We start from the raw sequence: 26,354 nt of genomic DNA on the forward strand, positions 1-26,354 counted from the left end.
ATGCGCGGGGCCGATCCGGAACCGGCCCGTTTCCGGCGATGCCTGCGCGGATCACAGACCGAGGCCGAGCGCCGCCTCCGGTGTCGCTTGCGGGACCGGCGTCTCGGCGGGGCCGAGGTCGTCCGGCAGGAATCGATCAGGCGCTCTGTCGCGGAGTTCGACTCCCGAACGTCACGCCTGATTGGCGAGCGGACTGGCGACCACCACGCGGACAGCGACCATGGCGTTCGGGCCCCGTGGCTGACCGCACAGGGCTCTCGCGTCCTGGGGTTCTGGAACGTCGGGATCGTGAACACCGTCGCCGGCGTCCGAGACACGATCTTGTCCGTGCCGCCCCCCTCTCACCGCTTGCCGCGAGAGGGTCACGACGACCCCGTCGTCGGCACGGAACGCCCGAAGGGCGAAGGTGAGGGGGCGGCTTCAGTCAAGCCACAGCTGGAGCCGCCCCCTCACCCTCGGCTGCCGCCCCGATGCGACGACACGGTCGTCGCATCCCTCTCCCCGCAGGCGGGGAGCGGGGAGATCCAAAGATGACCGCATCCCTCCACGACCGTATCCGCGCCGCCGCGCCCGATCTTCGCGGGCGCCTGCTCGCCGACCAGCCGCTGGCCGACCTCACCTGGTTCCGGGTCGGCGGCCCCGCCGAGGTCCTGTTCACCCCGGCCGACGAGGAGGATCTCGCGCGCCTCCTCGCCACCCTGGACCCCGACGTGCCGGTCACGGTCATCGGTCTCGGCTCGAACCTGATCGTCCGCGACGGCGGGGTGCCGGGCGTGGTGGTCCGGCTCGGCGGCAAGGCGTTCGGCAGCATCGCGATCGACGGCGACACGCTGGCCGTGGGCACCGCGGTTCCCGACATGCGCCTCGCCAAGGCGGCCGCCGAGGCCGGTCTCGACGGGCTCGCCTTCTACCGCGGCATCCCGGGCTCGATCGGCGGCGCGCTGCGCATGAATGCCGGCGCGCATGGCGGCGAGACCACCGACGTGCTGGTGGAAGCGCGCGGAATCGACCGCCGGGGGGCATTGCGCACCTTCAGCCACGCCGACATGGGCTTCTCCTACCGGCATTCGGATGCCCCGGAGGACGTCATCTTCACGAGCGCCCTGTTCCGGGGCAAGCCCGGCGACCGGGCCGCCATCGAGGCGGAGATGGAGCGGGTCACGGCCGCCCGCGAAGCCGCCCAGCCGATCCGCGAGCGCACCGGCGGCTCGACCTTCGCCAATCCCGAGGGCGGCAAGGCGTGGCAGCTCGTCGACGCCGCCGGTTGCCGGGGCCTGACCCGGGGCGGCGCCCAGGTCAGCGAGATGCACTGCAATTTCCTGATCAACACCGGCCAGGCGACCGCCGCCGATATCGAGGGACTCGGCGAGGAAGTCCGTCGCCGGGTGCGCGAGACGAGCGGCGTCGAGCTGCGCTGGGAGATCCGGCGGATCGGCGCGGCGGCCGCTCCCCGGTGAGCGCGGTGTTCCCGCCTCGCCGATGCGGCCGGGATACGGTGCTCGTCTGCCACCGGTGACCGTCCGGTCCCTGCAGAGTCTGTTTGAAGCCGACCTATTCGAGGTGCCCTGATGTCCAAGCACGTCGCCGTCCTGCTGGGCGGCACCTCCGCCGAGCGCGAAGTCTCGCTCAGTTCCGGCAAGGCCTGCGCCGACGCCCTCGAAGGCGAGGGCTACCGGGTCACCCGGGTTGATGTCGGTCCCGATATCGCCTCCGTGCTGACGGCGCTCAAGCCGGACGTGGCCTTCAATGCGCTGCACGGCCCGGACGGGGAGGACGGCACGATCCAGGGTCTCCTGGAGATCCTCAGGATCCCCTACACCCATTCCGGCGTCCTCGCCTCGGCGCTCGCGATGAACAAGGAGCAGGCCAAGACCGTCATGCGCGCGGCCGGCGTCGACGTGCCGGAAGGCCGGATCGTTAACCGTCGTGAGGCCGCCAGGACACACCCCCTGCCGCCACCCTATGTGGTGAAACCCATCGCCGAGGGCTCCTCGGTGGGTGTGATCATCGTGCGCGACGGGCGCTCGCACCCGCCCCAGATCCTCGCCTCCGAGGAGTGGACGTTCGGCGAGCAAGTCCTTGTAGAACCTTACATAGCCGGCCGCGAGCTCACCTGCGGGGTGATGGGCGACAGGGCCCTCGGCGTGATCGAGGTGAAGGCCGCGACGGGGGATTGGTACGACTACGACGCTAAATACGCCCCGGGGGGGTCGGTGCACGTGCTCCCGGCCGAACTTAAACCAAATGTTTACCAGCGTGTCCAAGAACTGTCGTTAACGGCGCATCAAGCACTGGGCTGTCGGGGCGTCAGCCGTGCCGACCTTCGCTACGACGACACACCGGGTGGAACCGGTCTGCTCGTCGTGCTGGAGGTCAACACGCAACCCGGCATGACCCAGACGAGCCTTGTGCCGGAGATGGCGGCCCATGCGGGCCTGAGTTTCGGTGAGCTCGTCCGATGGATGGTGGAGGACGCTTCCCTGAATCGCTGAGCGGCGACGCCGCCGGCCGGATCGGTCCCGCGCGCCTCGCTGGCGCGATCCTGGGCCGGCTCGCCGGCCGCGTCTCGCCTCGGTCGCTCTCGGTCCGCCGGGCCCGCTCGGGTCAGCGCCTGAGCGAGCGCCTGCCGCGCGGCGTCGGCGTGGTGGCGGTCTCCGTGTCCGCCGCCGCCATGGCGCTCGCCGGTTTCGTGGCGAGCGGCCGCTACGACGCCTTCGTGGCGGAGCAGGGCCGTCCCCTCGACATCGCCGCGCGCGTCGCGGGCTTCGGCGTCGAGCGCGTCACCATCTCGGGCATCTCCCGGATGTACGAGCGCGAGGTGCTGGCCGCCGCCGGCATCGACTGGCGCTCCTCGGTTCCCTTCCTCGACGTCAACGAGGTCCGCGAGCGGCTGCTGCGCGTGCCGCTGATCGCCCAGGCCTCCGTCCGGAAGATCTATCCCAACGAGATCGCCATCACCCAGGTGGAGCGCGAGCCCGCGGCCCTCTGGCAGAAGAACGGCGAGATCAGCGTGATCGCCGCCGACGGCACCGTCATCGACGCCATGCGGGACGACCGCTATGCCAGCCTCCCCCTGGTGGTCGGCGACGACGCCAACACCAAGCTTCCGGAATATCTCGCCCTCATCGCCGCCGCCGGTCCGCTCGCCGAGCGGATCAAGGCCGGCACCTACGTGTCCGGTCGGCGCTGGACCCTCAAGTTCGACGGCATCGACGTGCGCCTGCCCGAGGCCGACCCGGCCGCGGCGCTCGCCCGCCTCGTCCGGTTCGAGCGCGAGGCCGGCCTGCTTGAGAAGGACATCATCGCGGTGGACCTGCGCATGCCGGACCGCCTCGTGGTGCGCCTGACCGAGGAGGCCGCCGCCGCCCGTGCGGAAGCCCAGAAGGCGAAGAAGAAGGGCGCGGCCAGCTGATGCCCTTCCTGTCGATCTCCGCCCGTCCCGCCTCCCGCGTCCGGTAGCGTCAATGCACAGCCAACACGGCCTCACGCCGCGCTTGAAGCCGCTCTCCGCCCGGCGCTCGACCACCCTCTCGGTGCTCGATATCGGCACGAGCAAGGTGGTCTGCCTCATCGCCGAGCTGCAGCCCGCCGAGGCGCTCACCACGCTGCGCGGGCGCACCCACCTCGCGCGCATCATCGGCATCGGCCACCAGCGCTCGCTCGGCCTGAAGGGCGGCGCCATCGTCGACCTCGCCGCCGCCGAGGGCGCGATCCGTCAGGCGGTCCACGCCGCCGAGCGGATGGCCAAGGTCGAGGTCCAGTCGGTCATCGTCAACATGTCGGGCGGCCGGCTCGCCTCTCAGCATTTCCAGGCGCGGGTGAACGTCCGCTCCGGCACCGTCACGGGCAGCGACGTCGAGCGGGTGCTCGAGACCGCGAGCGCCCACGGCGTCAGCCCCGGCCGGGCCGTGCTGCACGCCCTGCCCACCGGCTACGCCCTGGACGGGCAGGGCGCCGTCATCGACCCGTCGGGCATGATCGGCGAGGCGCTCAGCGTCGACCTGCACGTGGTCACCAGCGAGCTGGCCGCCGCCCGCAACGTCATGCTGGCGGTGGAGCATTGCCACCTCGGCGTCGAGGCGGTGATCGCCACGCCCTACGCGGCCGGACTCTCCGCGCTCGTGGACGACGAGGCCGAGATGGGCGTCTGCGTCGTCGACATGGGCGGCGGCACCACCAGCGTCGGCGTGTTCTCCGGCGGGCACCTCGTCCACGTGGACGCCCTGGCGGTGGGCGGGCACCACGTCACCATGGACATCGCCCGCGGCCTCTCCACCCGGATGGCCGCGGCCGAACGGCTGAAGACCCTCTACGGCTCGGCCCTGTCCACGCCTTCCGACGACCGCGACATGATCGCGGTGCACGGGGTCGGCGAGGACGAGGGCGAGGCCCCGGCCCACATCCCGCGCTCGCAGCTCGTGCGGATCATCAAGCCGCGGGTCGAGGAGGTGGTCGAGCTGGTCCGCGACCGCCTGCGGGACGCGGGCTTCGCGGCCCAGGCCGGACGGCGTGTGGTTCTCACCGGCGGCGCCAGCCAGCTCGTCGGCCTGCCGGAGGTCGCCCGCCGCGTCCTCCAGGGTCAGGTGCGAATCGGACGGCCCCTCGGGATCCGGGGTCTGCCGGAAGCCGCAAAGGGCCCGGCCTTCTCGGCGGCGGTCGGCCTGCTGGTCTACCCGCAGGTGGCGCATGCCGAGCATTTCGAGCCGCGGGGGCACGGCGCCTTCGCGGCGACCGGAACCGACAACTACCTGAACCGGGTCGGCCGCTGGCTCCGGGACAGCTTCTAGGGTTTCGCATCCGCCCCCGCGGACGGGCGGATCGAAGAGTATCCGGCGCCCAGGCGTCGCACGGAAAGCACAGTTAGCGAGAGGCTCGACACCATGGCCATCACCCTCCAGGCGCCGGACATCCGGGAACTCAAGCCCCGCATCACCGTCTTCGGCGTCGGCGGCGCCGGCGGCAACGCCGTCAACAACATGATCGAGTCGGGCCTGCTCGGCTGCGAATTCGTCGTGGCCAACACGGACGCCCAGGCGCTCACCTCCTCGAAGGCCGAGCGGGTGATCCAGATGGGCCTGGGCGTGACGCAGGGCCTCGGGGCCGGCTCGCACCCGGAGGTCGGCTCGGCCGCCGCCGACGAGGTGATCGACGAGATCCGTGACCAGCTCTCGGGCGCCCACATGTGCTTCATCACCGCCGGCATGGGCGGCGGCACCGGCACCGGCGCCGCTCCGGTCATCGCCCGTGCGGCCCGCGACATGGGCATCCTGACGGTCGGCGTCGTGACGAAGCCGTTCCAGTTCGAGGGCATGCGCCGCATGCGCACCGCCGAATCCGGCATCCAGGAGCTGCAGGCCGCGGTCGACACCCTGATCGTGATCCCGAACCAGAACCTGTTCCGGGTCGCCAACGAGAAGACCACCTTCGCGGACGCCTTCGCGATGGCCGACCAGGTGCTCTACTCCGGCGTCGCCTGCATCACCGACCTGATGGTGAAGGAAGGCCTCATCAACCTCGACTTCGCCGACGTCCGCGCGATCATGCGGGGCATGGGCAAGGCCATGATGGGCACCGGCGAGGCCTCCGGCGAGAAGCGCGCCAACCGCGCCGCCGAGGCGGCCATCGCCAATCCGCTCCTCGACGACGTCTCCATGAAGGGGGCCCGCGGCCTGCTGATCTCGATCACGGGCGGCTCGGACCTAACCCTGTACGAGCTCGACGAGGCCGCGACCCGCATCCGCGAGGAAGTCGACCAGGACGCCAACATCATCCTGGGCGCCACCTTCGACGAGAGCCTCGACGGCATCATCCGCGTGTCGGTGGTCGCCACCGGCATCGAGCCGCTGCTGATCTCGGCGAACTCGCCCAACAACCCGGCCATCGCCGAGACCGAGCAGCGCATCGCCGAGGTTGCCGAGCGCCTGCGCGCCGAGGCCCGCTCTCGCGCCGCCTCGCCGGTGCCGAGCATCCGCACCGAGTCGGCCGCGCCGGCCCCCGTGCCGCAGCCCAGCACGGAGATGCGGGCCGAGCCGCGGATCGAGAGCCGCATGGAGAGCGCCGCGCCGGTGACCCGCGACGACGTCGTGCTCGCCCCGGCCCAGGCGCGCGCCGCGGCACCGTTCGTCCCGGCTCCCGCACCGCAGCGGGCCGAGCCGGCACCGGCCATCGAGGCTGGCCCGTTCGTGCCGCCGCGTCCCGCCGCCCCGACGGGCACGCCGCTCGCCCGCGCTCCGCGCATGCCGCAGATCCACGAGCTGCCGCCGATCGCCCAGACCCAGATCATGGCGAACCGCGCGGCCGAGGAGGCCGCTCCGGAATCCAAGCGGACCTCGCTGCTGCGCCGGCTCGCCACCGTGGGCTTCGGCGGCCGCCGCGAGGACATGGAGGGCGCCCCGGCGGCCCGGCCGGCCTCTCCCGCCGCCCCGCAGCCGCATTTGGCCCAGCCGCACATGGCCCAGCCGCACATGGCCCAACCGCACATGGCCCAGTCCCACGTGCCGCCGGCCCCCCGTGCCCCGGCCGCGCCCGCGGTGCCGCAATACCGCCCGGCCCAGGGCAACCTCGACGCGCAGGGCCGGGTCTCCGCGCAGCCCCGGATGATGGACGACGATCAGCTCGAGATCCCCGCCTTCCTGCGCCGTCAGGCGAACTGACAGGCCGAGATCTCGGACACGGCAGGGGGCCGGCGGGAAACCGCCGGCCCCTTCGCGCTGCAACAAAGCAACTCGTGGTTGTTACAGCCTGAAACAGGCCCCATCGCGTGGGCATGCGGCGTCTCGCGAGGCCGGGACCGTGGTGCATCCGCGCCACAGAACGGCCGCGGGTTAGCCATGCGTTAACCAAGCTTTAAGCCTTTGGTGGACCAGCGTTTTGCGGCAACGAGCCGGTAAGCGTGTCTGTAACAGACCGTAAGAATCCGTGATTTGGCTGCCCTGTGCGGTGCAGCTATAGAAACCATGTGATCGAGACGACACGCATCGGGACACAACCTGATCGCGTGGGCTAGGGCATCAAGCAGCGGACGGATCAGTCGGTTTTCTCTTCACCCCCGGTCGGGGTGTCGGGATCTGGTCGCGCCCGGGGGCTAAGGAATGCGAACGCACAAACAGACGACCCTCAAAGGGCCGGCGACTCTCTCGGGCATCGGAGTTCACTCCGGCAATCCCGCCGAGATCACGATCCGGCCCGCTCCGGCCAATCATGGCATCGCCTTCCTCCGCACCGGCACCACTCACGGCAACGATCGCCTGATCAAGGCACACCACGCCCTCGTCTCCGCCACGGAACTCTGCACCGTTCTGGGTGACGTCGAGACGGGCGCAGTCGCCACCGTCGAGCACCTGATGTCCGCCCTGTTCGGCCTGGGCGTCGACAACGCCCTGATCGAGATCGACGGCCCGGAGATGCCGATCCTCGACGGATCCGCGCTCCCCTTCGTCCAGGCGATCGACCAAGTGGGGATCGCCACCTGCGACACCCCCCGGCGCTGGCTCAAGATCCTCCGCCACGTCCGCATCGAGACCGGCACGTCCTTCGCGGAGCTGCGTCCGATCGATCGCGGCTTCCGCCTCGATGTCGAGATCGATTTCGAGAGCCCGGTGATCGGCCGCTCCCGCAAGGCGATGGACCTCTCGCCCGCCACCTATCGCCGCGAGATCGCCGGCGCCCGCACCTTCGGGATGATGCGGGACGTGGAGCGCTACTGGAAGGCGGGCTTCGCCCTCGGCGCTTCGCTGGAGAACACCGTGGCGGTCGGCGAGACCGCGGTGGTCAACCCCGAGGGGCTGCGCTTCCAGGACGAATTCGTCCGCCACAAGATCCTCGACGCGATCGGCGACCTGGCGCTGGCCGGGCTGCCGATCCAGGGCGCGTACCGCTCCTATTGCGGCGGCCACCGGATGAATGTCGGCGTGCTCTCGGCCCTTTTCGCCGACCGGGCGAACTACGCCATCGTCGAGGCGCAGGGCTCGCGCCGCGAGACCGTTTTGTCCGAACTCGGCGTCGGCCTCGGCATCGCCGCCTTCGCGGGCGACCTCTAGAAAGCGCCTGTGGCCGGTGGGACACAGCCGGCAACCGATCCTGGCTGCCGCAGCCTTGCCGCTTTCGTGCCCGAATCGAACGGCACGGTTTAACGGTCCGTGAACGGCGGGCACGGCCCGGGGCGGGCCGGATCCACCCACGCGATGGCATGACGGCGCGAGACGGCGCCGGTTCCGGGAAAGAGCGCCAGATGCCTGTCACCATTCGTCATCGCCGGGGAGCGGCCTTCGCGGCGCCCCTCGTGGCCATCCTCGGCCTGGGCCTCGGCGGCTGCGACTTCGACCCGACCAGCATCTTCGCTGAGAAGTACAAACCCGAAGTCGTCCCGGACGTCCCGGCCGACAAGCTGTACAGCGATGGCTTGGCCAAGCTCGAGGACAGCGACTACGAGGGCGCGGTCAAGAAATTCGACAATCTGGACAAGCAGTATCAGTATTCCGAGTGGTCTCGGAAGGCACTGCTGATGACGGCCTACGCCAACTACGAAGGCCAGAAATACGACGACGCCATCAGCGCGTCGAAGCGTTACCTGCAGCGGCATCCGGCCAGCAAGGACGCCGCCTACGCGCAGTACCTGATGGCGATGTCGAACTATAAGCAGATCCCGGACGTCACCCGCGATCAGGACCGGTCCGAGAAGGCGCTCGTCGCCCTCCAGGAACTGGTGCAGAAGTATCCGACATCGGAATACGCTGCCGACGCGAAGGCGAAGATCCAGATCACCCGCGATCAGCTCGCCGGCAAGGAGATGGAGATCGGCCGCTTCTACCTCGAGAAGCGGAATTTCCCGGCGGCGATCAACCGCTTCCGCGACGTGGTCGCCAAGTACCAGACCACCCGCCACGCCGAGGAGGCGCTCGAGCGCCTGACCGAGGCCTACTGGGCGCTGGGCATCACCCAGGAGGCGCAGAATGCCGCCGCGGTGCTCGGACACAACTTCCCGGAAAGCCCCTGGTACAAGGACGCCCACGCGCTCCTGGCTCAGGGCGGCCTCGAGCCCCGCGAGGAGAAGTCCTCGTTCCTCTCGAAGATCTACCGCACGGTCACCGGCAAGACCGCCTCGGCCGAGTAGGCATCGGAGCCCGCAACCGGGCCGTCCCGCGCACAGATCGAGGCCCGGAGCCGCCGCTCCGGGCCTTTCCCGTTGCGGCGCCCCCTTGCGTGGTGCGACGCATTTTTGGGGTGAATCCGCGCCGCAGCGGCCTTATGTGTGCGGTCCCGTCCTGAGGAATCCCCGTCGCCGCATGCTGGCGCAGCTCGCGATTCGCGACATCGTCCTGATCGACAGGCTCGAACTGAATTTTCGATCGGGACTCAGCGTCCTGACCGGAGAGACGGGCGCGGGCAAATCGATCCTGCTCGACGCCTTCGCCCTGGCCCTCGGCGGTCGTGGCGACGGCCGCCTGGTGCGTCACGGCGAGGCGCAGGGCGTGGTCACGGCGGTCTTCGACCTGCCCGTCGACCATCCCGCGCGCCGAATCGCGGAGGAGGCCGAGATCGACACCGAAGGCGACCTGATCCTGCGCCGGACCCAGATGGCGGACGGCCGGACCCGCGCCTTCGTCAACGACCAGCCGGTGGGCGTGCAGGTCCTGCGGGCGATCGGCGCGGCCCTCGTGGAGATCCACGGGCAGCACGACGACCGGGCGCTCGCCGACCCCGCCTCGCACCGCGCGATCCTGGACGCCTTCGGCGGGCTTCAGCCCCAGCTCGCCAAGGTCGGCACCGCCGCTCGGGCCGTCCGGACGGCTCGGACCGAACTCGCCGAGCACCGCGCCCGGGTCGAGACGGCCCGCAAGGAGGCCGACTTCCTGCGCCATTCCGTGGAGGAACTCGCCGAACTCGCGCCGCTTCCGGGGGAGGAGGCGCAGCTCGCCGAGCGCCGCACCATCATGCAGCAATCCGAGAAGGTGGCGCGCGAACTCAACGAGGCGCTGGAGGCGGTCGGCGGACCCCATTCCGGCGTGCCGCATCTCTCGGCCGCCCTGCGCAAGCTGGAGCGCCGCGCCGCGCAGCTGCCGGCCCTCGTCGACCCGTGCGTGAACGCCCTCGACGCCGCGATGGTCGCCCTCGACGAAGCCCGGGCGGTCCTCGATGCGGCGGTGGCCGAGACGGAGTTCGATCCCCGCGACCTGGAGCGCGTGGAGGAGCGGCTCTTCGCCCTGCGCGCCGCGTCGCGCAAGTACGACGTGCCCGCCGACGACCTCGCCGCCCTGGCGGAGCGCTACGCCAACGACGTCGCGGCCATCGATGCCGGCGAGGCGGCGCTGTCCGGCCTCGAGGAGGGGCTCGCGACGGCGGAGGCCGCCTACGCCGAGGCTGCCAAGAAGCTCAGCGCCGGGCGCCGCCGGGCGGCCAAGCAGCTCGACGCCGCCGTGAAGGCCGAGCTGCCGCCCCTCAAGCTGGAGCGGGCCCGGTTCATCACCGAGATCGTCACGGATCCGGATTCCCGCGATGCCGCCGGCACCGACCGCGTCGAGTTCTGGGCCCAGACAAACCCGGGGACCAAGCCCGGTCCGATGATGAAGGTCGCCTCGGGTGGCGAGCTGTCGCGCTTCATGCTGGCGCTCAAGGTGGTGCTGGCCGACAAGGGCTCCGCTCCGACCCTCATCTTCGACGAGATCGATACCGGGGTCGGCGGCGCGGTGGCGGACGCCATCGGGCTGCGCCTCGCCCGGCTGGCGGCCACCGTGCAGGTGGTCGCGGTGACCCATGCTCCCCAGGTTGCCGCGCGCGCCGAGACGCATTTCCTGATCGCCAAGGCGCCCGTGAAGGGGGCCGGCCGCGTCGCCACCCGCGTGTCGAGCCTGCCGGTCGCCGAGCGCCGGGAGGAGATCGCCCGGATGCTGGCGGGTGCCACCGTCACCGACGAAGCCCGGGCGGCAGCCGCGCGCCTGCTTCAGGGCGCCGAGGCGTAGCCCGGCGACAGCCTTAACCGTTGGTTGAGCTTAACGATGCGTTAACTATTCGACTTGAAAGTGCCGTCATCCCGGTACCGCGGAAGGCATGGGCGGTCGAAGGGCGGGAGGGAGCCATGAAGCCGGCTATCGTCGAGTCCGATGGGCATCTGCCTGCGGGACAGTCGCTGAAGCGGGCGCTCGACACGCGCCAGCTCGGCCTCAACCTTCGCACGGTCTACGAAGGCAGCGTCGACACGCAGCCGATCACCGACACGCACGTCGAGCTGCTTCTGCGACTGCGCCAGAAGGAGCGGGAGCTGCGCCGGGCGATCTGATCCGGCCCCGCGCCGCTACCAGCGGCGCGCCCCCGGCCGTCGACGATACTCGGCGGCACGAATCAACGTCAGCACCCGGTCGAGGTTGACCAGCAGCTCGGCCTCCTCGCGCCGCGCTGCGTCCGCCAGCTCCGGATCGGTGGAGAATTTCTGGCGCGCCTGCGCCAGCGTGAGGGCACGCTCCACGGCCTCCCGCTCCGCATGCAGGGCCGACCAGACCGGGTCGGCATCCGCCCCCGTATCGACCTCCTCGCCGCCCACGATCCGACGTCCTCCCGCTGTCACTGCCGCTGGCATTGCCCCGGCATTCCCGCTGCCCATGCGGGTTATGAACGCGCGAGAACCACGAACCGTGCCGTCGGGCCCGCGGCGCGATGTCATCCCGGTGTCATCTGCCTGTCGTATGCGCCCCTCCATCGGGCGGCCGGCGCTGGGTCTCTTCGGAAGATCGGCCGCAGAGCTCTGCCGCGGGCATGGGCTTGCCGGCAGGGCAGCGCAGGCTCTTGCCCGACGGCAACGGAGAATCCCTTGAGACCCTTCGCTTACGCGCTCGCCGTCGGCCTCGCGACGGTTCAGCTGGCGTCCGCGGCGCTCGCCGCCGATATCACCGGCGCCGGGGCTACGTTCCCCTTCCCGGTCTACTCCAAGTGGGCCGAGGCCTATCGCAAGGAGACCGGCTCGGGCCTCAACTACCAGTCGATCGGCTCCGGGGGCGGCATCAAGCAGATCCAGGCGAAGACGGTCGATTTCGGCGCCACCGACGCGCCCCTCAAGCCCGAGCAGCTCGCCAAGGACGGTCTCGTCCAGTTCCCGACCGTGATGGGCGGCGTCGTGCCGGTGGTGAACATCCCCGGGATCGAGCCGGGCAAGCTCAAGCTCACCGGCGACGTGCTGGCCGACATCTATGCCGGCAAGATCGCCAAGTGGAGCGATCCGCGGATCGCGAAACTCAATGACGGGCTGAAGCTTCCCGACTCCAACATCACCCCGGTCTACCGCTCCGACGCGTCGGGCACGACCAACATCTTCACCACCTACCTGTCCCAGGTCTCCGAGCCCTGGAAGAAGGAATACGGCGCCGCCACGACGATCTCCTGGCCGGTGGGGCAGGGTGGCAAGGGCAACGAGGGCGTGACCGCCACGGTGAAGCAGGTCCCGAACGCGATCGGCTACGTCGAGTCGGCCTACGCCAAGCAGAACAAGCTTTCCTACGCCCTGCTGCAGAACAAGGCCGGCAAGTATCCGCAGCCCGACGACAAGGCGTTCCAGGCCGCGGCGGCGAGCGCCGACTGGAAGGCGACCCCGGGCTTCGGCATCTCCCTGACCAACCAGCCGGGCGAGGCGGCGTGGCCGATCACGGCGGCGACCTTCATCCTGGTCCACAAGGATGCCGTCGATCCGGCCAAGTCCGCCGATGTGCTCAAGTTCTTCAACTGGGCCTACAAGAACGGCGACAAGCTCGCCGTCGACCTCGACTATGTCCCGCTGCCGGACAACGTCGTCGAGCTGATCCACCAGGAGTGGAAGGACGTGAAGGGCAAGGACGGTAAGCCCGTCTTCAACATGTGAGCGTGGCCGGGAGGAGGTGCGAACCTCCTCCCTCGCTTCTCGGAACGCCCCGCGCTACCACGCCGTCTTCGCAGAGAACAGCGGATGCCCGCTTTGACTGAATCGATCGCCCTCGGCCGAACCCGTTCCGCGACGGCGCGGAAGGCGCCGAGCCGGAGCCTCGACACCCTGTTCCGGACCTCCTCGTATGCCGCAGCGCTGCTGGTGCTGCTCGTCCTCGCCGGCATCCTGGGCTCGATCCTCTACGGCGGTTGGCCCGCCTTCCGCGAATTCGGCTTCGGATTCCTGACCTCCAGCGCCTGGAACGTCGGGACCGAGCAGTACGGCGCCCTGGTGGCGGTGATCGGGACCGTCGCCTCCGCCTTCCTGGCGCTCCTGATCGGCGTCCCCGTCTCCCTCGGGATCGCGGTCTACCTCACCCAGCTCTGCCCGGGCTGGGCCCGCAAGCCGGTCGCCATGACGATCGAGCTGCTCGCCGCCGTGCCCAGCATCATCTACGGCATGTGGGGCCTGTTCGTGTTCGCGCCGCTCTTCGCGCGCTACATCCAGATCCCGGCCTCGAACCTCGTCGAGGGCATGCCGATCGTCGGCACCTTGTTCTACGCCCGGGTGCCCTCGGGCGTCGGCGTCTTCACCGCCGGGATCATCCTGGCGATCATGATCGTGCCGTTCATCGCCTCGATCGCCCGCGACATGCTCGACCAGATCCCGACCGTGCTGCGCGAGAGCGCCTACGGCATCGGCTGCACCACCTGGGAGGTGGTGCGCCACGTGCTGGTGCCGCAGGCCTCGGTCTCGATCATCGGGGCGATCATGCTCGGCCTCGGCCGGGCGCTGGGCGAGACGATGGCGGTGACCTTCGTGGTCGGCAACGCCAACCGCCTCTCGGCCTCGATCTTCGATCCGAGCTCGACCATCGCGTCGCGCATCGCCAACGAGTTCAACGAAGCCGACGGCCTCCAGCTCAACGCCCTGATGGCTCTGGGCTGCATCCTGTTCGTGATCACCTTCGTGGTTCTCATCATCGCCCGGCTGCTGACGCGCCGCGTCCAGGCCGCCTGAGGAGCACGCGCGATGGACGCCTCCCCCACGATGACCGCGGCGCCCCGGCGCCGCTCCGGCCGGGTCCGTCAGGGCCGGCGCATCGCCGACCGCACGCTGCGGGTTGCCTGCACCGGGGCGACTCTGGTGGGCGCCCTGGTCCTGGGCTCGATCCTGGTGATGCTGATCGTCCAGGGCGTGCGCGGCTTCACGCCGACCCTGTTCACCAACCCGACGCCGGGCCCCGGATCCGAGGGCGGCGGCATCGCCAACGCCATTCTGGGCAGCCTCGTCCTGACCGGGATCGGCATCGTGATCGCGACGCCGGTCGGCGTCATGGCCGGGACGTTCCTGGCCGAGTACGGGCGCGGCTCGAAGCTCGCAGCCCTGATCCGCTTCCTCAACGACATCCTGCTCTCGGCGCCGTCGATCCTGATCGGCCTGTTCGTCTACACCCTGATGGTGCGGCCGATGGGCACCTATTCGGGCTGGGCCGGCGGCGTCGCGCTCGCGATCATCGCCGTTCCGGTGATCGTCCGCACCACCGAGGACATGCTGCGGCTCGTCCCCGGAACCCTGCGGGAGGCCGGCGCGGCGCTCGGGGCGCCGCCCTCGACGGTGATCATCAACGTCACGTGGCGGGCGGCCTCGGCCGGCATCGTCACCGGGATCATCCTGGCCCTGGCGCGCATCGCCGGCGAGACGGCGCCATTGCTGTTCACCGCGCTCAACAACAATTCCTGGTTCTCGGCCAACCTGATGGGCGGCGTCGCGAACCTGCCGGTGATGATCTACCAGTTCGCCCTGTCGCCCTACCCGAACTGGCAGGGCCTCGCCTGGGCCGGCGCGCTTCTGATCACCGCCACCATCCTGGTGCTGTCGATCATTGCCCGCCTTGTGATCAAGCCGCAGACCTCGCGCTGAGACCCTTCGAGGACACGACGATGAACGCCGCCTCCGCGATCCCCACGGTCGAGCTGAACCGCAACCGCGCCGACGAGGGCGGTCCCGTGCGGATCGCCGTGAAGCGCCTGAACTTCTACTACGGCAGCTTCCACGGGTTGAAGGACGTCAACCTCAACTTTCACGACCGGCAGGTCACGGCGCTGATCGGGCCCTCGGGCTGCGGCAAGTCCACCCTGCTGCGCTGCTTCAACCGGATCTACAGCCTCTATCCGGAGCAGCGGGCCGAGGGCGAGATCCTCCTGGACGGCGAGAACATCCTCAGCCCCTCCATCGACCTGAACGAGCTGCGCTCGCGCATCGGCATGGTGTTCCAGAAGCCGACGCCGTTCCCGATGTCGATCTATGACAACGTCGCCTTCGGCCTGCGCCTCTACGAGAAGCTGCCGAAATCCGAACTCGACGGCCGGATCGAGGCCTCCCTGCGCAAGGCCGCCCTCTGGGACGAGGTGAAGGACAAGCTCAAGCAGCAGGGCACGGGCCTGTCGGGCGGCCAGCAGCAGCGCCTGTGCATCGCCCGCACGGTGGCGCAGCGCCCAGAGGTGATCCTGTTCGACGAGCCGACCTCGGCCCTCGACCCGATCTCCACCGGCCGCATCGAGGAGCTGATCGAGCAGTTGCGCGACGAGTTCACCATCGTGATCGTCACCCACAACATGCAGCAGGCGGCGCGCATCTCGCAGTTCACCGCCTTCATGTATCTGGGCCAGCTGATCGAGTTCGGTCCGACCAACCGGATGTTCATGAACCCGACGGAACGCCGCACCCAGGACTACATCACCGGCCGGTTCGGCTAGTCTGCCTGAACGCTCCGGTCTCGGGGAAGGTCGTCCGGTCGCCGCATCCGCGGAGGGCCGGCGGGTCCCCGAGGGCCTCCCCGGAGCGCCGCCCCCGGGACCCATCGAAGGATTCGCCATGCCCGGCCATATCGTCACCTCCTACGACACCGACCTGGAGAACCTGCGTCGCTCGATCTCGGAGATGGGCGGCGTGGCCGAGAAGATGACCGCGGAGGCGACGGACGCCCTCGTGCGCCGGGACGACACGCTCGCCCAGGCGGTGATCGTCGCCGACAAGCGCCTCGACGCCCTGCAGCGGGACATCGAGGAGCGCGCGGTGCTGTTGATCGCCCGGCGTCAGCCCCTGGCGATCGATCTGCGTGAGACGATCTCGGCGATCCGCGTCTCCGGCGACCTCGAGCGGATCGGCGACCTCGCCAAGAACGTCGCCAAGCGGGTGGTGGCGATCTCCGATCAGGCGCCGGCCCAGAAGATCGTTCTCGGCGTGCGCCACATGAGCGACCTCGCGGAGGGCCAGCTCAAGGACGTTCTCGACGCCTATGCGAGCCGCGACGTCCAGGCAGCCCACGATGTCTGGGAGCGGGACGGCGAGATCGACGCCCTGTACAATTCGCTGTTCCGCGAGCTCCTGACCTACATGATGGAGGATCCGCGCAACATCTCGTTCTGCACGCATCTTCTGTTCTGCGCCAAGAACGTCGAGCGGATCGGCGACCACACCACCAACATCGCCGAGACGATCCATTATCTCGCCACGGGCGAGGCCCTGGCGGGCGACCGGCCGAAGAACGATGCGTCGAACTATGCGACCGTGGACGGGGTGCCGGCTCCGTAAGCGGGCCGCCCCCGGTCCAGGCGTCGGCCTGCGCGCGCTCCTGTGGGGCGCCGCCCGAGAATCGGAGCGTGCGGGTTGAGGCTGAGCGGCGCCTCCTGCACCCTCCGCCTGCCCGCCGGCTCAAAGGAGCGTCGGCGCGCCTGCAGGCCGTATGGCGCCGCTTCGTGAACGGATCTTCGAACGTGAGCATGCAAGTCCTGATCGTCGAGGACGAGGAGGCGCTGACCACGCTGCTGCGCTACAATCTGGAAGCCGAGGGCTTTCTGGTGGATTCCGCGGCTCGCGGCGACGACGCGGAGCTGCTCCTGGCGGAGCGGATCCCCGATCTCGTCCTGCTCGACTGGATGCTGCCCGGCCTGTCGGGCATCGAGCTGTGCCGGCGGATCCGGGCGCGCCGGGAGACCGAGCGGCTGCCCGTGATCATGCTCACCGCCCGGGGCGAGGAGGGCGACCGGATCCGCGGTCTCGGGACGGGCGCCGACGACTACATCGTCAAGCCGTTCTCCGTCCCGGAACTGCTTGCCCGGATCCGCGCGCTGCTCCGCCGGGCCAAGCCCGCCCATGTCTCGGACCGGCTGGCGGCGGGCGACCTCGAACTCGACCGCACCGGCCATCGCGTCCGCCGCGGCGGCGAGGAGCTGCATCTCGGCCCCACAGAGTTCCGTCTGCTGGAATTCCTGATGCTGGCGCCGGGCCGGGTCTTCTCCCGCGAGCAGCTCCTCGACGGGGTCTGGGGACACGACGTCTACATCGACGAGCGCACGGTCGACGTCCATGTCGGGCGGCTGCGCAAGGCACTGAACGGCCCGCGCCAAGCCGACCCGATCCGTACGGTCCGCGGCTCGGGCTACGCCTTCGACGAGACGTTCTCGCTCGACGCTTGAGAGGGGCGCGAAGCGTTCCGGGACAAAGGGTTCCGGGCCGGAGGCCGGTCGGCCGCGCCGCCCGCCCGCTTGCAGCGAAGGGAGCCAGGGACGTTCGAGGCCGGCGGATGCTGCGAGGCCCGGCGGCCCCCCGGGCCTCGCGCAGATTCAGCGGGTCAGCGCCGCGCTCCGGCCGGACGCGACCGGCACGGCGTCGAGCGCCGCCAGAACCGTCCCCTCGGTGAGGATCTGCGGAAGCACCTGAGGCGCTCCGGTTCCGGTATAGAGGAGGTAGAGCGGCACGCCGCTGCGCCCGTGCTTCTCCAGCAGACGGGTGATCTCGGGATTCTGGTTGGTCCAGTCGCCCTTCATGTAGGTCACGCCGCGCTCGGCCATCGCGGCCCGCACGGCCTTGGTGTTGAGCGAGGTCGCCTCGTTCACCGCGCAGGTGATGCACCACGCGGCGGTCATGTCCACGAAGACGGGGCGGTGCGCGTCCACCAGGGCGTCGAGACGCGCTTGAGTGAAGGGCTCGACCCCGTCGGCGGCGGCCTGCGCCGACGGCGCGGCGCGGTCCCGCGGAAGGGTCACGGCGAGGGCCGACACGGCGATTAGCGCGAGGGCCGCAGCGACCCGCGCGACCCGGCCCGCCCCGGGCGCGGCGGCGCGGCCGTGTTCCCAGGCCCAGGCGGCGAAGCCCACCAGGACGAGGCCGATCAGCGCCGCCAGCAGCCCACGCGGATCGACCTGCTGCGCCAGAACCCAGATCAGCCAGGCCACGGTGGCGTAGACCGGGAAGGCCAGGACCTGTTTGAGGGTCTCCATCCAGGCGCCCGGCCGCGGCAGCGCCCGCAGGGCCGGCGGCCAGAGGGTCAGCACCAGGAAGGGCAGGGCGAGGCCGAGGCCGAGGCTCGCGAAGACGGCGAGCGCGACACCGGCACTCTGCGTCAGCGCGAAGCCCACCGCCGAGCCCATGAACGGCGCCGTGCAGGGGGTCGCCACCAGGGTCGCCAGCACACCCGTGAAGAACGAGCCGCTCAGGCCGGCACGCCGGGTCAGGCCGTCTCCGAGGCCGGCGAGCCGGCCGCCGACATGGACCACTCCGGACAGGCTCAGGCCCATAGCGAACAGCAGATAGGCGAGGGCTGCGACCATGGCGGGCGATTGCAGCTGGAAGCCCCAGCCGATCGCGGCCCCACCGCCCTTCAGGGCGATCAGCAGGGATGCGAGGCCGAGGAAGCTCGCCAGCACGCCGGCCGTGTAGGCGAGGCCGTGCAGCCGCAGCCGCGCCGGGCCCTCGCCGGCATGCCGCACGAGGCTCAGCACCTTGATGGACAGCACCGGGAAGACGCAGGGCATCAGGTTTAGGATCAGGCCGCCCAAAAAGGCGAAGGCCGCGGCGGTCGCGAGGGTCAGCGCGTCGAACTCGGCGGCGGCCGGCGGGGCTCCGGCCGGATTCGGCGCGCTCGACGCAGCCGCGACGGCAGGAAGCACCGGCTCGTCACCATACGCGAAGGCGAGGCGGCGGGTGCCGTCCATGCCGACCTCGTCGATCGTCAGGACGCCGGGCAGGGCCGCGGGCACAGGATCGGTCGGGCTGCTGCGCGCGATGGTCAGATGCAGACCGGTCTCGTCGACGGTCATCACCTGCGCGGCGGCGTTGTCGATCGCCGTCTCGGCATAGGGGAAATAGGCGGCGTTCCGGATGGATTCGGGCTTCAGGCCGGTCGCGGCGAAATCGAGCTGCAGCGTGTCGCCCTGGCTCGACAGGCGCAGGGGCCAGAGCGCCGGCGCGGGCAGGGCAGCCCGGGCGTGCGCGAACAGTGCGGCGTTGGCCGGGTCCGGCTCGGCCTTGCCCACCGGCAGGGTGAGGGCGAGATCGGCCGAACCGGGGACGCACTCGGTCTTGCAGACGAGATAGGTCAGCTTCGCCTGGATCTGAACGGGATTGGCCGGGTCGAGGCTCGGCGGCGGCGTCACGGGCACGAGGAGCGTGACCTCACCCTCGTAGCCGTAATTCATGAGGGTCGCGATCGGGATGCGCTCCGGCGCCGGCCACCGGATCGCGCTGGCGTTGAAGCCGGCCGGCAGGGTCCAGGTCACCTCCGGAGGCAGTCCGGAATCGCCCGGGTTGCGCCAGTAGACGTGCCAGCCGGGCTTGATCTGCATCCGCACCGCCAGCGTGAACGGCTGCGCGCCGGCGACCGAGGCGGGCTCGGCCACGAGGCTCGCCCGCACGAGGTCGGCCGGCGTGCGGAAGCCCTGCGGGACCCCTTGGGCTGCGGCGGCCGAGAGGCTCGCGGCGAAGGCCAGGATCAGAATGGCGAGGCGGCGGATCATGCTGTCCCTTCGCGCGCAGGGCGGGCGCGGTTTCACGCGCGGTGTATCCGGGCCAGCGCGGGCGTTTCGATGGCGGTGGGTCTTACCACGGGCCGCGCCCGGGATCCCACGCCGATCGCTCAGTCCGCGAGCGGCACGGTCGCACGCTCCAGCCAGTCGCGCGTCCCGGCATCGACCCGGGGCGCCAGGGTCTCGCGCACCCGGGCGTGATAGGAATCGATCCAGGCGCGCTCCTCCGGTTCGAGCAGGTCCGGCTGGATCAGCCGCCGATCATAGGGGGCGAGCGTCAGGGTCTCGAAGCCCAACATCGGGCGCTCGCCGCCCGCGATCGTGCGGGGCTCGACCAGCACGAGGTTCTCGATCCGGATGCCGTAGGCGCCGCGGGCGTAATAGCCCGGTTCGTTCGACAGGATCATGCCGGGCTCCAGCGCCACCGTGCCGGTCTTGGCGATCCGCTGCGGTCCCTCGTGCACCGACAGGAAGGCGCCGACGCCGTGGCCGGTGCCGTGATCGAAGTCGAGTCCCGCCTGCCAGAGCGGCGCCCGGGCGAAGGCGTCGATCTGAGCGCCGGTCGTGCCGACAGGAAACACCGCCCGGGCAATCGCGACGTGGCCCTTCAGCACCCGGGTGTAACGGTCGCGCATCTCGGCGCTCGGCGTGCCCACCGCGACCGTGCGGGTGATGTCGGTGGTGCCGTCCGGATACTGCGCACCGGAATCGATCAGGAACAACTCGCCGGTCCGGACCGTCCGGTCGGTGGCGCGGCTCACCCGGTAATGGACGATCGCGCCGTTCGGCCCGGATCCCGAGATCGTCGGGAACGAGACCTCGCGCAGATCGCCGCCCGCCGCGCGGAAATCCTCAAGGGCCTCGACGGCGGCGATCTCGGTGAGGCCCCCGGCCGCGGCCGCACCGTCGAGCCAGGCAAGAAACCGCACGACACTCGCCCCGTCGCGGACATGGGCGGCGCGCGCACCGGCGATCTCGGCGGCGTTCTTGACCGCCTTCATGCCGGTGATCGGATCCTTGCCGACATCGGCGGTGCCGCCGGCAGCCTCGATCTTTTCCTTCAGGGCGACGGCGCCGGTCGCCGCGTCGAGGCGGACACGCACGCCGGCGAGGGATCCCAGCCCGTCGTCCAGTTCCGCCCGGGGCAGGATCTCGGCGATCGGGGCCAGCACCGCGCGCAGCGCCGGATCGACCTCGGGCGAGACCAGGAACAGCCGCGCCAACCCCTCGCGCGGCAGGATGGCATAGCCGAGGGCCAGGGGCGTGTGACCGACATCGGAGCCGCGCAGGTTGAAGGCCCAGGCGAGATTGTGCGGATCCGAGATGACCAGGGCATCGCAGCCGCCCTCGGCGAGGGCCGCCCGGATCCGGCCGATTTTGTCGGTGCAGGCCTCGCCGCACAGGGCATCCGGATGGAGCACAACCGGTCCGGCGGGGGCCCTCGGGCGGCCCGCCCAGACGGCGTCGACGAGGTTCGGCACGGCCCGCACGGTGCCGCCGGCCCGGGTGGCGGCCCGCTCCAGGCGTGCGAGACCGTCGGGTGTATGCAGCCAGGGATCGTAGCCCAGAACCTGATCCCTCTTGAGGTTGACGCCGATCCAGGCTTCCGGCGTCGACTCGGCCAGCGGCACCACCGTGAGGATGCCGGTATCGACCTGTTCGGGCGCCTGCAGGGTGTAGCGGCCGTCGACGACCAGCGCCGCGGATTCCATCAGGATCACGGCCGTCCCCGCAGAGCCGGTGAAGCCGGTGAGCCAAGCCAGCCGTTCGGCGTCGGCCGGAACGTATTCGGACTGGTGCTCGTCCGCCCGGGGCACGACGAAACCGTCGATCCCGTGCTCGCGGAGAGCGGCCCGCAAGGCCTCGATCCGCTCGGCGCCCTTCCGGTGGCTCGGGTCGTCGAAACTCTGGAAGCGCTGACGCGGCTGGGGCGGACGGGGCTCAGTCATGAGGCGAGCCTAGCGCCCGCCGCTCCCACGCCGCAACACCCCGTCCTCAGAGGAGGCGCCCGGGTGCGGTGCCTAAAAGATTGCTAACAATCTTATCACGCCGCCGGATTTGGCCTATTCCTCAGACATGCCACGCCGCGTCTACTACCGGATCAGCGACAGACCCGATGGCCGCTTCGACGCCATCGTGACGATCGAACCCGACACGGTGGTTCGCCGGGACGGATTCGATTCGCTCGCCGAACTCGAGGAATGGGTGGACGGTCTGCGCGTTCTGATGGCGGCGCTCGGCGCTCCCGTGTCGCGGGCAGACGGGGCGGAAACAGCAACAGAAACCGCCCCCACCTCGGATGGTTCGACGCCGTCGGGCCGCCTCCGCACCGCGCGCTGATCAGCGCTTCGTGACCGGCAGGTCCGGCATGCGCTCGATGGGCGCGCCGTCATAGCCTTCGAACCACGCAACGCGTGCGGGCGAATTCGCCGGATAGGGGCACGCGTCCTTGGGACGGCCCTGGGCCCGGGCGCGGGCGCCCTCGGCGATGGGGTCCGCGGGCGGATCATGGAGCGACGTCTGGCTCATGGCCAATCAACGCGCCGGCGCGCCGCCGGTTCGGGGCGCCTCAGGGCCGTGGGCGGCGGGCGGCGCCGCCGCGCATCAGGACCAGGGCGACCCAGCCCTCGATCATGCCGCGGCGGACGAGGGAGAAGCCCTGGAGGCGGTAGGCCGAGAGGACGCCGGGCACGTCGCGCGCGATCAGGCCGGACAGGACCAGAACGCCCCCGGAGGCGACCACGCGCGTCAGCGTCGGCGCGAGGAGCCGTAGGGGCCGGGCCAGGATGTTGGCGAAGACGAGATCGAAATGGCGCGGTCGGTCGGCGAGGCGGTGGCGCACCCCCGGCCCCTCGTAGAGCTTGAGATAGGGCCCGAGCCCGTTGGCCCGGGCGTTCTCGCGGGCCGTGCGCACGGCCTCCGCGTCGAGGTCGCCGGCCACGACGGGTTGCCGCAGGGCCTTGGCGGCCGCGAAGGCGAGGATCCCGGTTCCCGTACCGACATCGAGGACATGGGCCGGGCGCCGGCGCTTCAGCTCCGAGACCAGCGCGCGCAGACAGCCCAGGGTGGTCCCATGGTGGCCGGTACCGAAGGCGAGGGCCGCCTCGATCTCGATGGGCAGATCGTTGCCCCGCACGGCGTCGCGGTCATGCGAGCCGTGGACGAGGAAGCGTCCCGCCCGGACCGGCTTCAGCCCCTCGAGCGACGCGCGCACCCAATCCTGCTGCTCGATGGTGCGAAACTCGGCCGCATCCGCCGCATCGCCGATGACGGGCCGGATCAGGTCCCGGACGTAATCCTCGTCGGGCGCGTCGGCGAAATAGGCTTCGAGGCGCCACGTGCGGCCGTCCTCGTCCTCGAAGGCGGCGACGGCCGTGTCCATGGGATCGAACATCTCACCCAGGAGGTCGGTCATCGCCCGGGCCGACCGTTCATCGGTCAGCAGGCGCAGGACGTGAGACGGGCGGTGGGGCGGCAGGCCTTCGAGCATGATGCCGGGCTGTAACGCCGGGGCGCGCTGCAGCCCAGGGGCTGGCGCGAAAAAATACGGTCCCCGCCGGCGCAGGGAGGCCCGGGAGACACGGCCGACGCGCGGCCGACACGCGGTCCCGCCCTTTGTTGCCGGACAGACACAAGGGTGAATACTTGTGATCTCAGCGATCTAAATCAGTGTCCAGGGGCATCGCGCGTGCTTAAACAATCTCGGCTTCCCCAAGGCCAGACCCTCGACTCAGGCGCGCCGCACTTCGTGGAGCGGCGCGCCGGTTTTGACAGACGATCGTGCTGCCATGACATCGCCTTTCCTTATCAGCGTCGCCTTCGCGGTTGTGACCACGGCCGCGGCCACGCTGTGGGCGCTGCTGGTTGCGGACGGCATGAGCGGCGCGCCGGAGAGTCAGCCGGTGGAAGGCCGCGACATCCGGACCTGGTGAGCCCCGCCTTTCGATTCGTGCGCGCGACTGCCCAGGGATGCGGCACGATGGTCGCGCGTTAATCACATGATCCACCGGGGCCGTGGAACCAGCCGCTTCGGGCGGCGTTTTTGCCGGCTTTTTACGTGAATCACGATTGAGCAGGGTGCGTACAGCGTGACCAAGTCCCGGCGTTCCGGCCCCCGTGGGCCCGTGGTCGTCACAGGCACGGCCGTGCAGTCCCGACCGCGTGAGCGGATCTTCGGGGGCCCCGCACCGGACGGGCCCCTCCCGGGCCACCTCCTGGTTCTGCTGAGCCGCCTGCACCGCGCCGAGGCCGAGCCCAAGGATCGCCGCGACGCCAATCTGGGGTGATCCGACGAGGGCATCCTTCCCGGCGTGACCGCCGGCCTTGGCCGGCGGCCGCCACGTCCCTATGATCCCCGTCGTTCCCCGCCGGATATAGCGGGTCGCGACCGGGGAGACCCCATCCATGCGCCTGACCCGACGGATCCTGGCCACGCTGGCCCTCGCAACGCTGGCGCTCGCCCCCGGGGATCGGGCGGCGCGGGCGGAGGAGCCCGTCGTGGTGTTCGCGGCCGCCAGCCTCAAGAACGCCCTCGACGACGCTTCGGCCGCCTGGACCAGGGCGACGGGCAAGACCGCGCGGGTCTCCTATGCGGGCTCGAACGCCCTCGCCAAGCAGATCGAGGCGGGGGCGCCGGCGGACCTGTTCATCTCGGCCGACCTCGCCTGGATGGACTACGTGGACCGGGCCGGGCTCCTGAAGACCGGATCGCGGATCGATTTCCTGCGCAATGCCCTGGTGCTGATCGCGCCGGGTCCGAAGAACGGCGCCGCGGCCCCGCAGATCGCCCTGGCGCCGGACCTCGGCACCACGCTGACGCAGATTCTCGGCGGCGGCCGGCTGGCCATGGCGACGATCGACGCCGTCCCGGCCGGCAAGTACGGCAAGGCGGCCCTGGAGAAGCTCGGCGCCTGGGACGCCGTGAAGGGGCAGGTGGCGCAGGCGGAGAACGTGCGCGCCGCCCTGCTGCTCGTCGCGCGGGGCGAGGCGCCCCTCGGCATCGTCTATGCCACCGACGCCGCCGCGGACCCGAGCGTCCACGTGCTGGCGACCTTCCCGGCCGACAGCCACCCGCCGATCATCTATCCGGCGGCCGTGACCAAGGTTTCGCGCAACCCGGATGCCGGAGCCCTGCTCGGCTACCTGCGCGGCCCGGAGGCCCGGGGCTTCTTCGAGCGCCAGGGCTTCACGGTGGTTGCGCAGCCCGGCGCCAGCCAGTAGCGGCGCGCCGGCCCCGTGTTCGGTCTGACCCCGGAGGAGTGGACCGCCGTCGGCCTGAGCCTTCGGGTGGCGACGGTGGCGACGCTTGCGAGCCTCGTGCCCGGCCTCGCCGTGGCGTGGCTGCTGGCGCGGCGCCGCTTTCCCGGCCGCGCCCTGCTCGACGGGCTGGTCCACCTGCCGCTGATCCTCCCCCCGGTGGTCACCGGCTACCTGCTGCTGCTGGCCTTCGGCCGGCGCGGTCTGCTCGGCGCCCCCCTCGCCGAGATCGGCGTGGTGCTGTCCTTCCGCTGGACCGGAGCGGCGCTCGCCTGCGCGGTGATGGGGTTCCCGCTCATGGTGCGGGCGATGCGGCTGTCGATCGAGGCGGTCGACCGGCGGCTGGAGCAGGCGGCCGGGACGCTGGGGGCGAATCCCTTCGCGGTGTTCCTGACCATCACGCTGCCGCTCAGCCTGCCCGGCTGCCTCGCGGGGGCCGTGCTGGCCTTCGCCAAGGCGATGGGCGAGTTCGGCGCGACCATCACGTTCGTGTCGAACATCCCCGGCGAGACCCAGACGCTGCCGTCGGCGATCTACACGCTGACGCAGGTGCCCGGCGGGGAGGGGCCTGCCCTGCGCCTCACCCTGATCTCGATCGCGCTGTCGGTCTCGGCCCTTCTGATCTCGGAAGTCCTCGCCACGCGGGCCGGTCGACGGCTGGGGGCGGGCTGAATGGCCGCCGCCGCCAAGGGGGAGACCCGCTCAGGCATAGGCGTAGGGGCCGCCCTGCTGCAGCGCCCTCTGATAGGCCGGGCGGGTATGGATGCGTGCGAGCCAATCCGTGACCTGCGGGCCCGTTCCCGTGCCGCGCGCCGCGAAAGCCTCCAGCGGGAAGCTCATCAGGATGTCGGCCGCGGAGAAATCGGTGCCGCAGAAATACGGCCGGTCCGCGAGCTCCGCCTCCCAGAAGGCTGCATGCCGGCGCAGATCCGGATCGACGAAGCCCCGCAGCACCGTGTCGGCGATCCGGCGCACGAGGGGCCGCAGCAGCCAAGGGCTGCTCGGCGCCAGCCGACCGAAGACCAGCTTCAGCAGCAGCGGCGGCATCGCCGACCCTTCGGCGTAATGCGACCAGTAGACGTAGCGCCGCCGCGCCTCCGTCCCCGGTTCGGGCACGAGCCTCGCGCCGGCCAGCTCCGTGAGATAAGCGACGATGGCGCCGGTCTCGGCGACCACCGTCTCGCCGTCGGTGATCACCGGCGCCTTGCCGAGCGGGTGCACGGCCACGAGCTCGGGGGGCGCGCGCAGGGTCCGGGGATCGCGGGCATAGCGCGTCACGCGATAGGGCAGGCCGAGTTCCTCCAGCAGCCAGAGCACGCGCTGCGACCGGCTGTTCTCGAGGTGATGGACCGTAATCATCGCGGGCGAGTCCGGGCCGGCGCCGGAACGCGCCGCGGCCCCTG

General features: G+C 70.7%; 27 protein-coding genes. 21 read left to right on the plus strand and 6 right to left on the minus strand.

Features of this window, described 5'->3' with window-relative positions; genetic code table 11:
- The 10 genes from A3862_RS19375 (at position 1) to A3862_RS19420 (ending at position 11,275) form a co-directional block, all read left to right on the plus strand.
- The gene (locus A3862_RS19375; protein WP_111473899.1) at positions 1–534 is read left to right on the plus strand and encodes a DUF559 domain-containing protein; all 534 of its coding nucleotides are present in this window, start codon (positions 1–3) and stop codon (positions 532–534) included.
- Positions 531–1,457, plus strand: a complete 927-nt coding sequence (gene murB / locus A3862_RS19380; RefSeq protein WP_043757593.1) for a UDP-N-acetylmuramate dehydrogenase — start codon at positions 531–533, stop codon at positions 1,455–1,457. The genes A3862_RS19375 and murB overlap by 4 nt, the downstream gene beginning before the upstream one ends.
- A gap of 111 nt (positions 1,458–1,568) precedes the next feature.
- Positions 1,569–2,492, plus strand: a complete 924-nt coding sequence (locus A3862_RS19385) for a D-alanine--D-alanine ligase (RefSeq protein ID WP_043356331.1) — start codon at positions 1,569–1,571, stop codon at positions 2,490–2,492.
- Complete coding sequence (locus A3862_RS19390; protein WP_043757591.1) at positions 2,459–3,412, plus strand: cell division protein FtsQ/DivIB; 954 nt, start codon at positions 2,459–2,461, stop codon at positions 3,410–3,412. Before A3862_RS19385 ends, A3862_RS19390 begins: the two co-directional genes overlap by 34 nt.
- 52 nt (positions 3,413–3,464) lie before the next feature.
- Positions 3,465–4,787 (plus strand): cell division protein FtsA, encoded by a 1,323-nt coding sequence (gene ftsA / locus A3862_RS19395; protein ID WP_043384227.1) that lies wholly within the window; start codon positions 3,465–3,467, stop codon positions 4,785–4,787.
- A 93-nt stretch (positions 4,788–4,880) separates the two neighbouring features.
- Entirely contained in the window at positions 4,881–6,653 is a 1,773-nt protein-coding gene (gene ftsZ / locus A3862_RS19400; RefSeq protein WP_043757589.1) for a cell division protein FtsZ, read from the plus strand.
- 438 nt (positions 6,654–7,091) lie between these two features.
- Positions 7,092–8,039 (plus strand): UDP-3-O-acyl-N-acetylglucosamine deacetylase, encoded by a 948-nt coding sequence (lpxC, locus tag A3862_RS19405; protein WP_043345543.1) that lies wholly within the window; start codon positions 7,092–7,094, stop codon positions 8,037–8,039.
- 191 nt (positions 8,040–8,230) lie between these two features.
- On the plus strand, positions 8,231–9,112 hold the full coding sequence (locus A3862_RS19410) for an outer membrane protein assembly factor BamD (protein WP_043345570.1): 882 nt from the start codon (positions 8,231–8,233) through the stop codon (positions 9,110–9,112).
- Between the two features lie 172 nt (positions 9,113–9,284).
- On the plus strand, positions 9,285–10,958 hold the full coding sequence (gene recN / locus A3862_RS19415) for a DNA repair protein RecN (protein WP_111473900.1): 1,674 nt from the start codon (positions 9,285–9,287) through the stop codon (positions 10,956–10,958).
- 116 nt (positions 10,959–11,074) lie between these two features.
- Entirely contained in the window at positions 11,075–11,275 is a 201-nt protein-coding gene (locus A3862_RS19420; protein WP_043345537.1) for a hypothetical protein, read from the plus strand.
- 15 nt (positions 11,276–11,290) lie between these two features.
- On the opposite strand, the gene A3862_RS19425 is transcribed toward A3862_RS19420, so the two are convergent.
- Positions 11,291–11,536 (minus strand): hypothetical protein, encoded by a 246-nt coding sequence (locus A3862_RS19425; RefSeq protein WP_043757586.1) that lies wholly within the window; start codon positions 11,534–11,536, stop codon positions 11,291–11,293.
- 267 nt (positions 11,537–11,803) lie between these two features.
- Here A3862_RS19425 and pstS point away from each other — a divergent pair, with 267 nt between their 5' ends.
- The 6 genes from pstS (at position 11,804) to phoB (ending at position 17,367) form a co-directional block, all read left to right on the plus strand.
- Positions 11,804–12,844, plus strand: a complete 1,041-nt coding sequence (gene pstS / locus A3862_RS19430; protein WP_043345532.1) for a phosphate ABC transporter substrate-binding protein PstS — start codon at positions 11,804–11,806, stop codon at positions 12,842–12,844.
- An 84-nt stretch (positions 12,845–12,928) separates the two neighbouring features.
- On the plus strand, positions 12,929–13,906 hold the full coding sequence (gene pstC / locus A3862_RS19435) for a phosphate ABC transporter permease subunit PstC (RefSeq protein ID WP_111473901.1): 978 nt from the start codon (positions 12,929–12,931) through the stop codon (positions 13,904–13,906).
- A 12-nt stretch (positions 13,907–13,918) separates the two neighbouring features.
- Positions 13,919–14,809 carry a phosphate ABC transporter permease PstA gene (gene pstA, locus A3862_RS19440; protein ID WP_075380270.1) on the plus strand — a complete coding sequence of 297 codons (891 nt, stop codon included), beginning with the start codon at positions 13,919–13,921 and terminating at the stop codon, positions 14,807–14,809.
- A 20-nt stretch (positions 14,810–14,829) separates the two neighbouring features.
- Complete coding sequence (pstB, locus tag A3862_RS19445) at positions 14,830–15,645, plus strand: phosphate ABC transporter ATP-binding protein PstB (RefSeq protein ID WP_043345526.1); 816 nt, start codon at positions 14,830–14,832, stop codon at positions 15,643–15,645.
- A 118-nt stretch (positions 15,646–15,763) separates the two neighbouring features.
- Positions 15,764–16,483 (plus strand): phosphate signaling complex protein PhoU, encoded by a 720-nt coding sequence (gene phoU / locus A3862_RS19450; RefSeq protein ID WP_043345524.1) that lies wholly within the window; start codon positions 15,764–15,766, stop codon positions 16,481–16,483.
- Between the two features lie 188 nt (positions 16,484–16,671).
- On the plus strand, positions 16,672–17,367 hold the full coding sequence (gene phoB, locus A3862_RS19455) for a phosphate regulon transcriptional regulator PhoB (protein ID WP_043345521.1): 696 nt from the start codon (positions 16,672–16,674) through the stop codon (positions 17,365–17,367).
- 147 nt (positions 17,368–17,514) lie between these two features.
- On the opposite strand, the gene A3862_RS19460 is transcribed toward phoB, so the two are convergent.
- Both A3862_RS19460 and A3862_RS19465 read right to left on the minus strand, forming a co-directional pair.
- A complete protein-coding gene (locus A3862_RS19460; RefSeq protein ID WP_193376725.1) occupies positions 17,515–19,686 on the minus strand; it encodes a protein-disulfide reductase DsbD family protein in 2,172 nt (723 codons plus the stop codon).
- Positions 19,687–19,805: 119 nt separating this feature from the next.
- Entirely contained in the window at positions 19,806–21,644 is a 1,839-nt protein-coding gene (locus A3862_RS19465; RefSeq protein WP_043757582.1) for an aminopeptidase P family protein, read from the minus strand.
- Positions 21,645–21,771: 127 nt separating this feature from the next.
- On the opposite strand from A3862_RS19465, the gene A3862_RS19470 reads away from it, so the two are divergent.
- Complete coding sequence (locus tag A3862_RS19470; RefSeq protein ID WP_043757577.1) at positions 21,772–22,035, plus strand: hypothetical protein; 264 nt, start codon at positions 21,772–21,774, stop codon at positions 22,033–22,035.
- On the opposite strand, the gene A3862_RS19475 is transcribed toward A3862_RS19470, so the two are convergent.
- Complete coding sequence (locus A3862_RS19475; RefSeq protein ID WP_043757574.1) at positions 22,036–22,224, minus strand: ribosome modulation factor; 189 nt, start codon at positions 22,222–22,224, stop codon at positions 22,036–22,038.
- Positions 22,225–22,264: 40 nt separating this feature from the next.
- Positions 22,265–23,185, minus strand: a complete 921-nt coding sequence (locus A3862_RS19480) for a 50S ribosomal protein L11 methyltransferase (protein ID WP_043757570.1) — start codon at positions 23,183–23,185, stop codon at positions 22,265–22,267.
- Between the two features lie 298 nt (positions 23,186–23,483).
- Here A3862_RS19480 and A3862_RS31590 point away from each other — a divergent pair, with 298 nt between their 5' ends.
- The 4 genes from A3862_RS31590 (at position 23,484) to modB (ending at position 25,623) form a co-directional block, all read left to right on the plus strand.
- The gene (locus A3862_RS31590; RefSeq protein ID WP_164706382.1) at positions 23,484–23,627 is read left to right on the plus strand and encodes a hypothetical protein; all 144 of its coding nucleotides are present in this window, start codon (positions 23,484–23,486) and stop codon (positions 23,625–23,627) included.
- Between the two features lie 213 nt (positions 23,628–23,840).
- Positions 23,841–23,981, plus strand: coding sequence for a hypothetical protein (locus A3862_RS19485; protein ID WP_236961392.1), 141 nt, complete (start codon positions 23,841–23,843; stop codon positions 23,979–23,981).
- A gap of 118 nt (positions 23,982–24,099) precedes the next feature.
- Complete coding sequence (gene modA / locus A3862_RS19490) at positions 24,100–24,915, plus strand: molybdate ABC transporter substrate-binding protein (RefSeq protein ID WP_111473902.1); 816 nt, start codon at positions 24,100–24,102, stop codon at positions 24,913–24,915.
- A 15-nt stretch (positions 24,916–24,930) separates the two neighbouring features.
- Entirely contained in the window at positions 24,931–25,623 is a 693-nt protein-coding gene (modB, locus tag A3862_RS19495) for a molybdate ABC transporter permease subunit (RefSeq protein WP_043345507.1), read from the plus strand.
- Positions 25,624–25,653: 30 nt separating this feature from the next.
- Here the strand turns inward: modB and A3862_RS19500 are convergent, their stop codons facing one another.
- Positions 25,654–26,310: a glutathione S-transferase gene (locus A3862_RS19500; protein ID WP_043384205.1), complete on the minus strand. Its 657-nt coding sequence runs from the start codon at positions 26,308–26,310 to the stop codon at positions 25,654–25,656.
- Positions 26,311–26,354: the final 44 nt, after the last annotated feature.

The organism is Methylobacterium sp. XJLW (assembly GCF_003254375.1).
GTDB lineage: Bacteria > Pseudomonadota > Alphaproteobacteria > Rhizobiales > Beijerinckiaceae > Methylobacterium > Methylobacterium fujisawaense.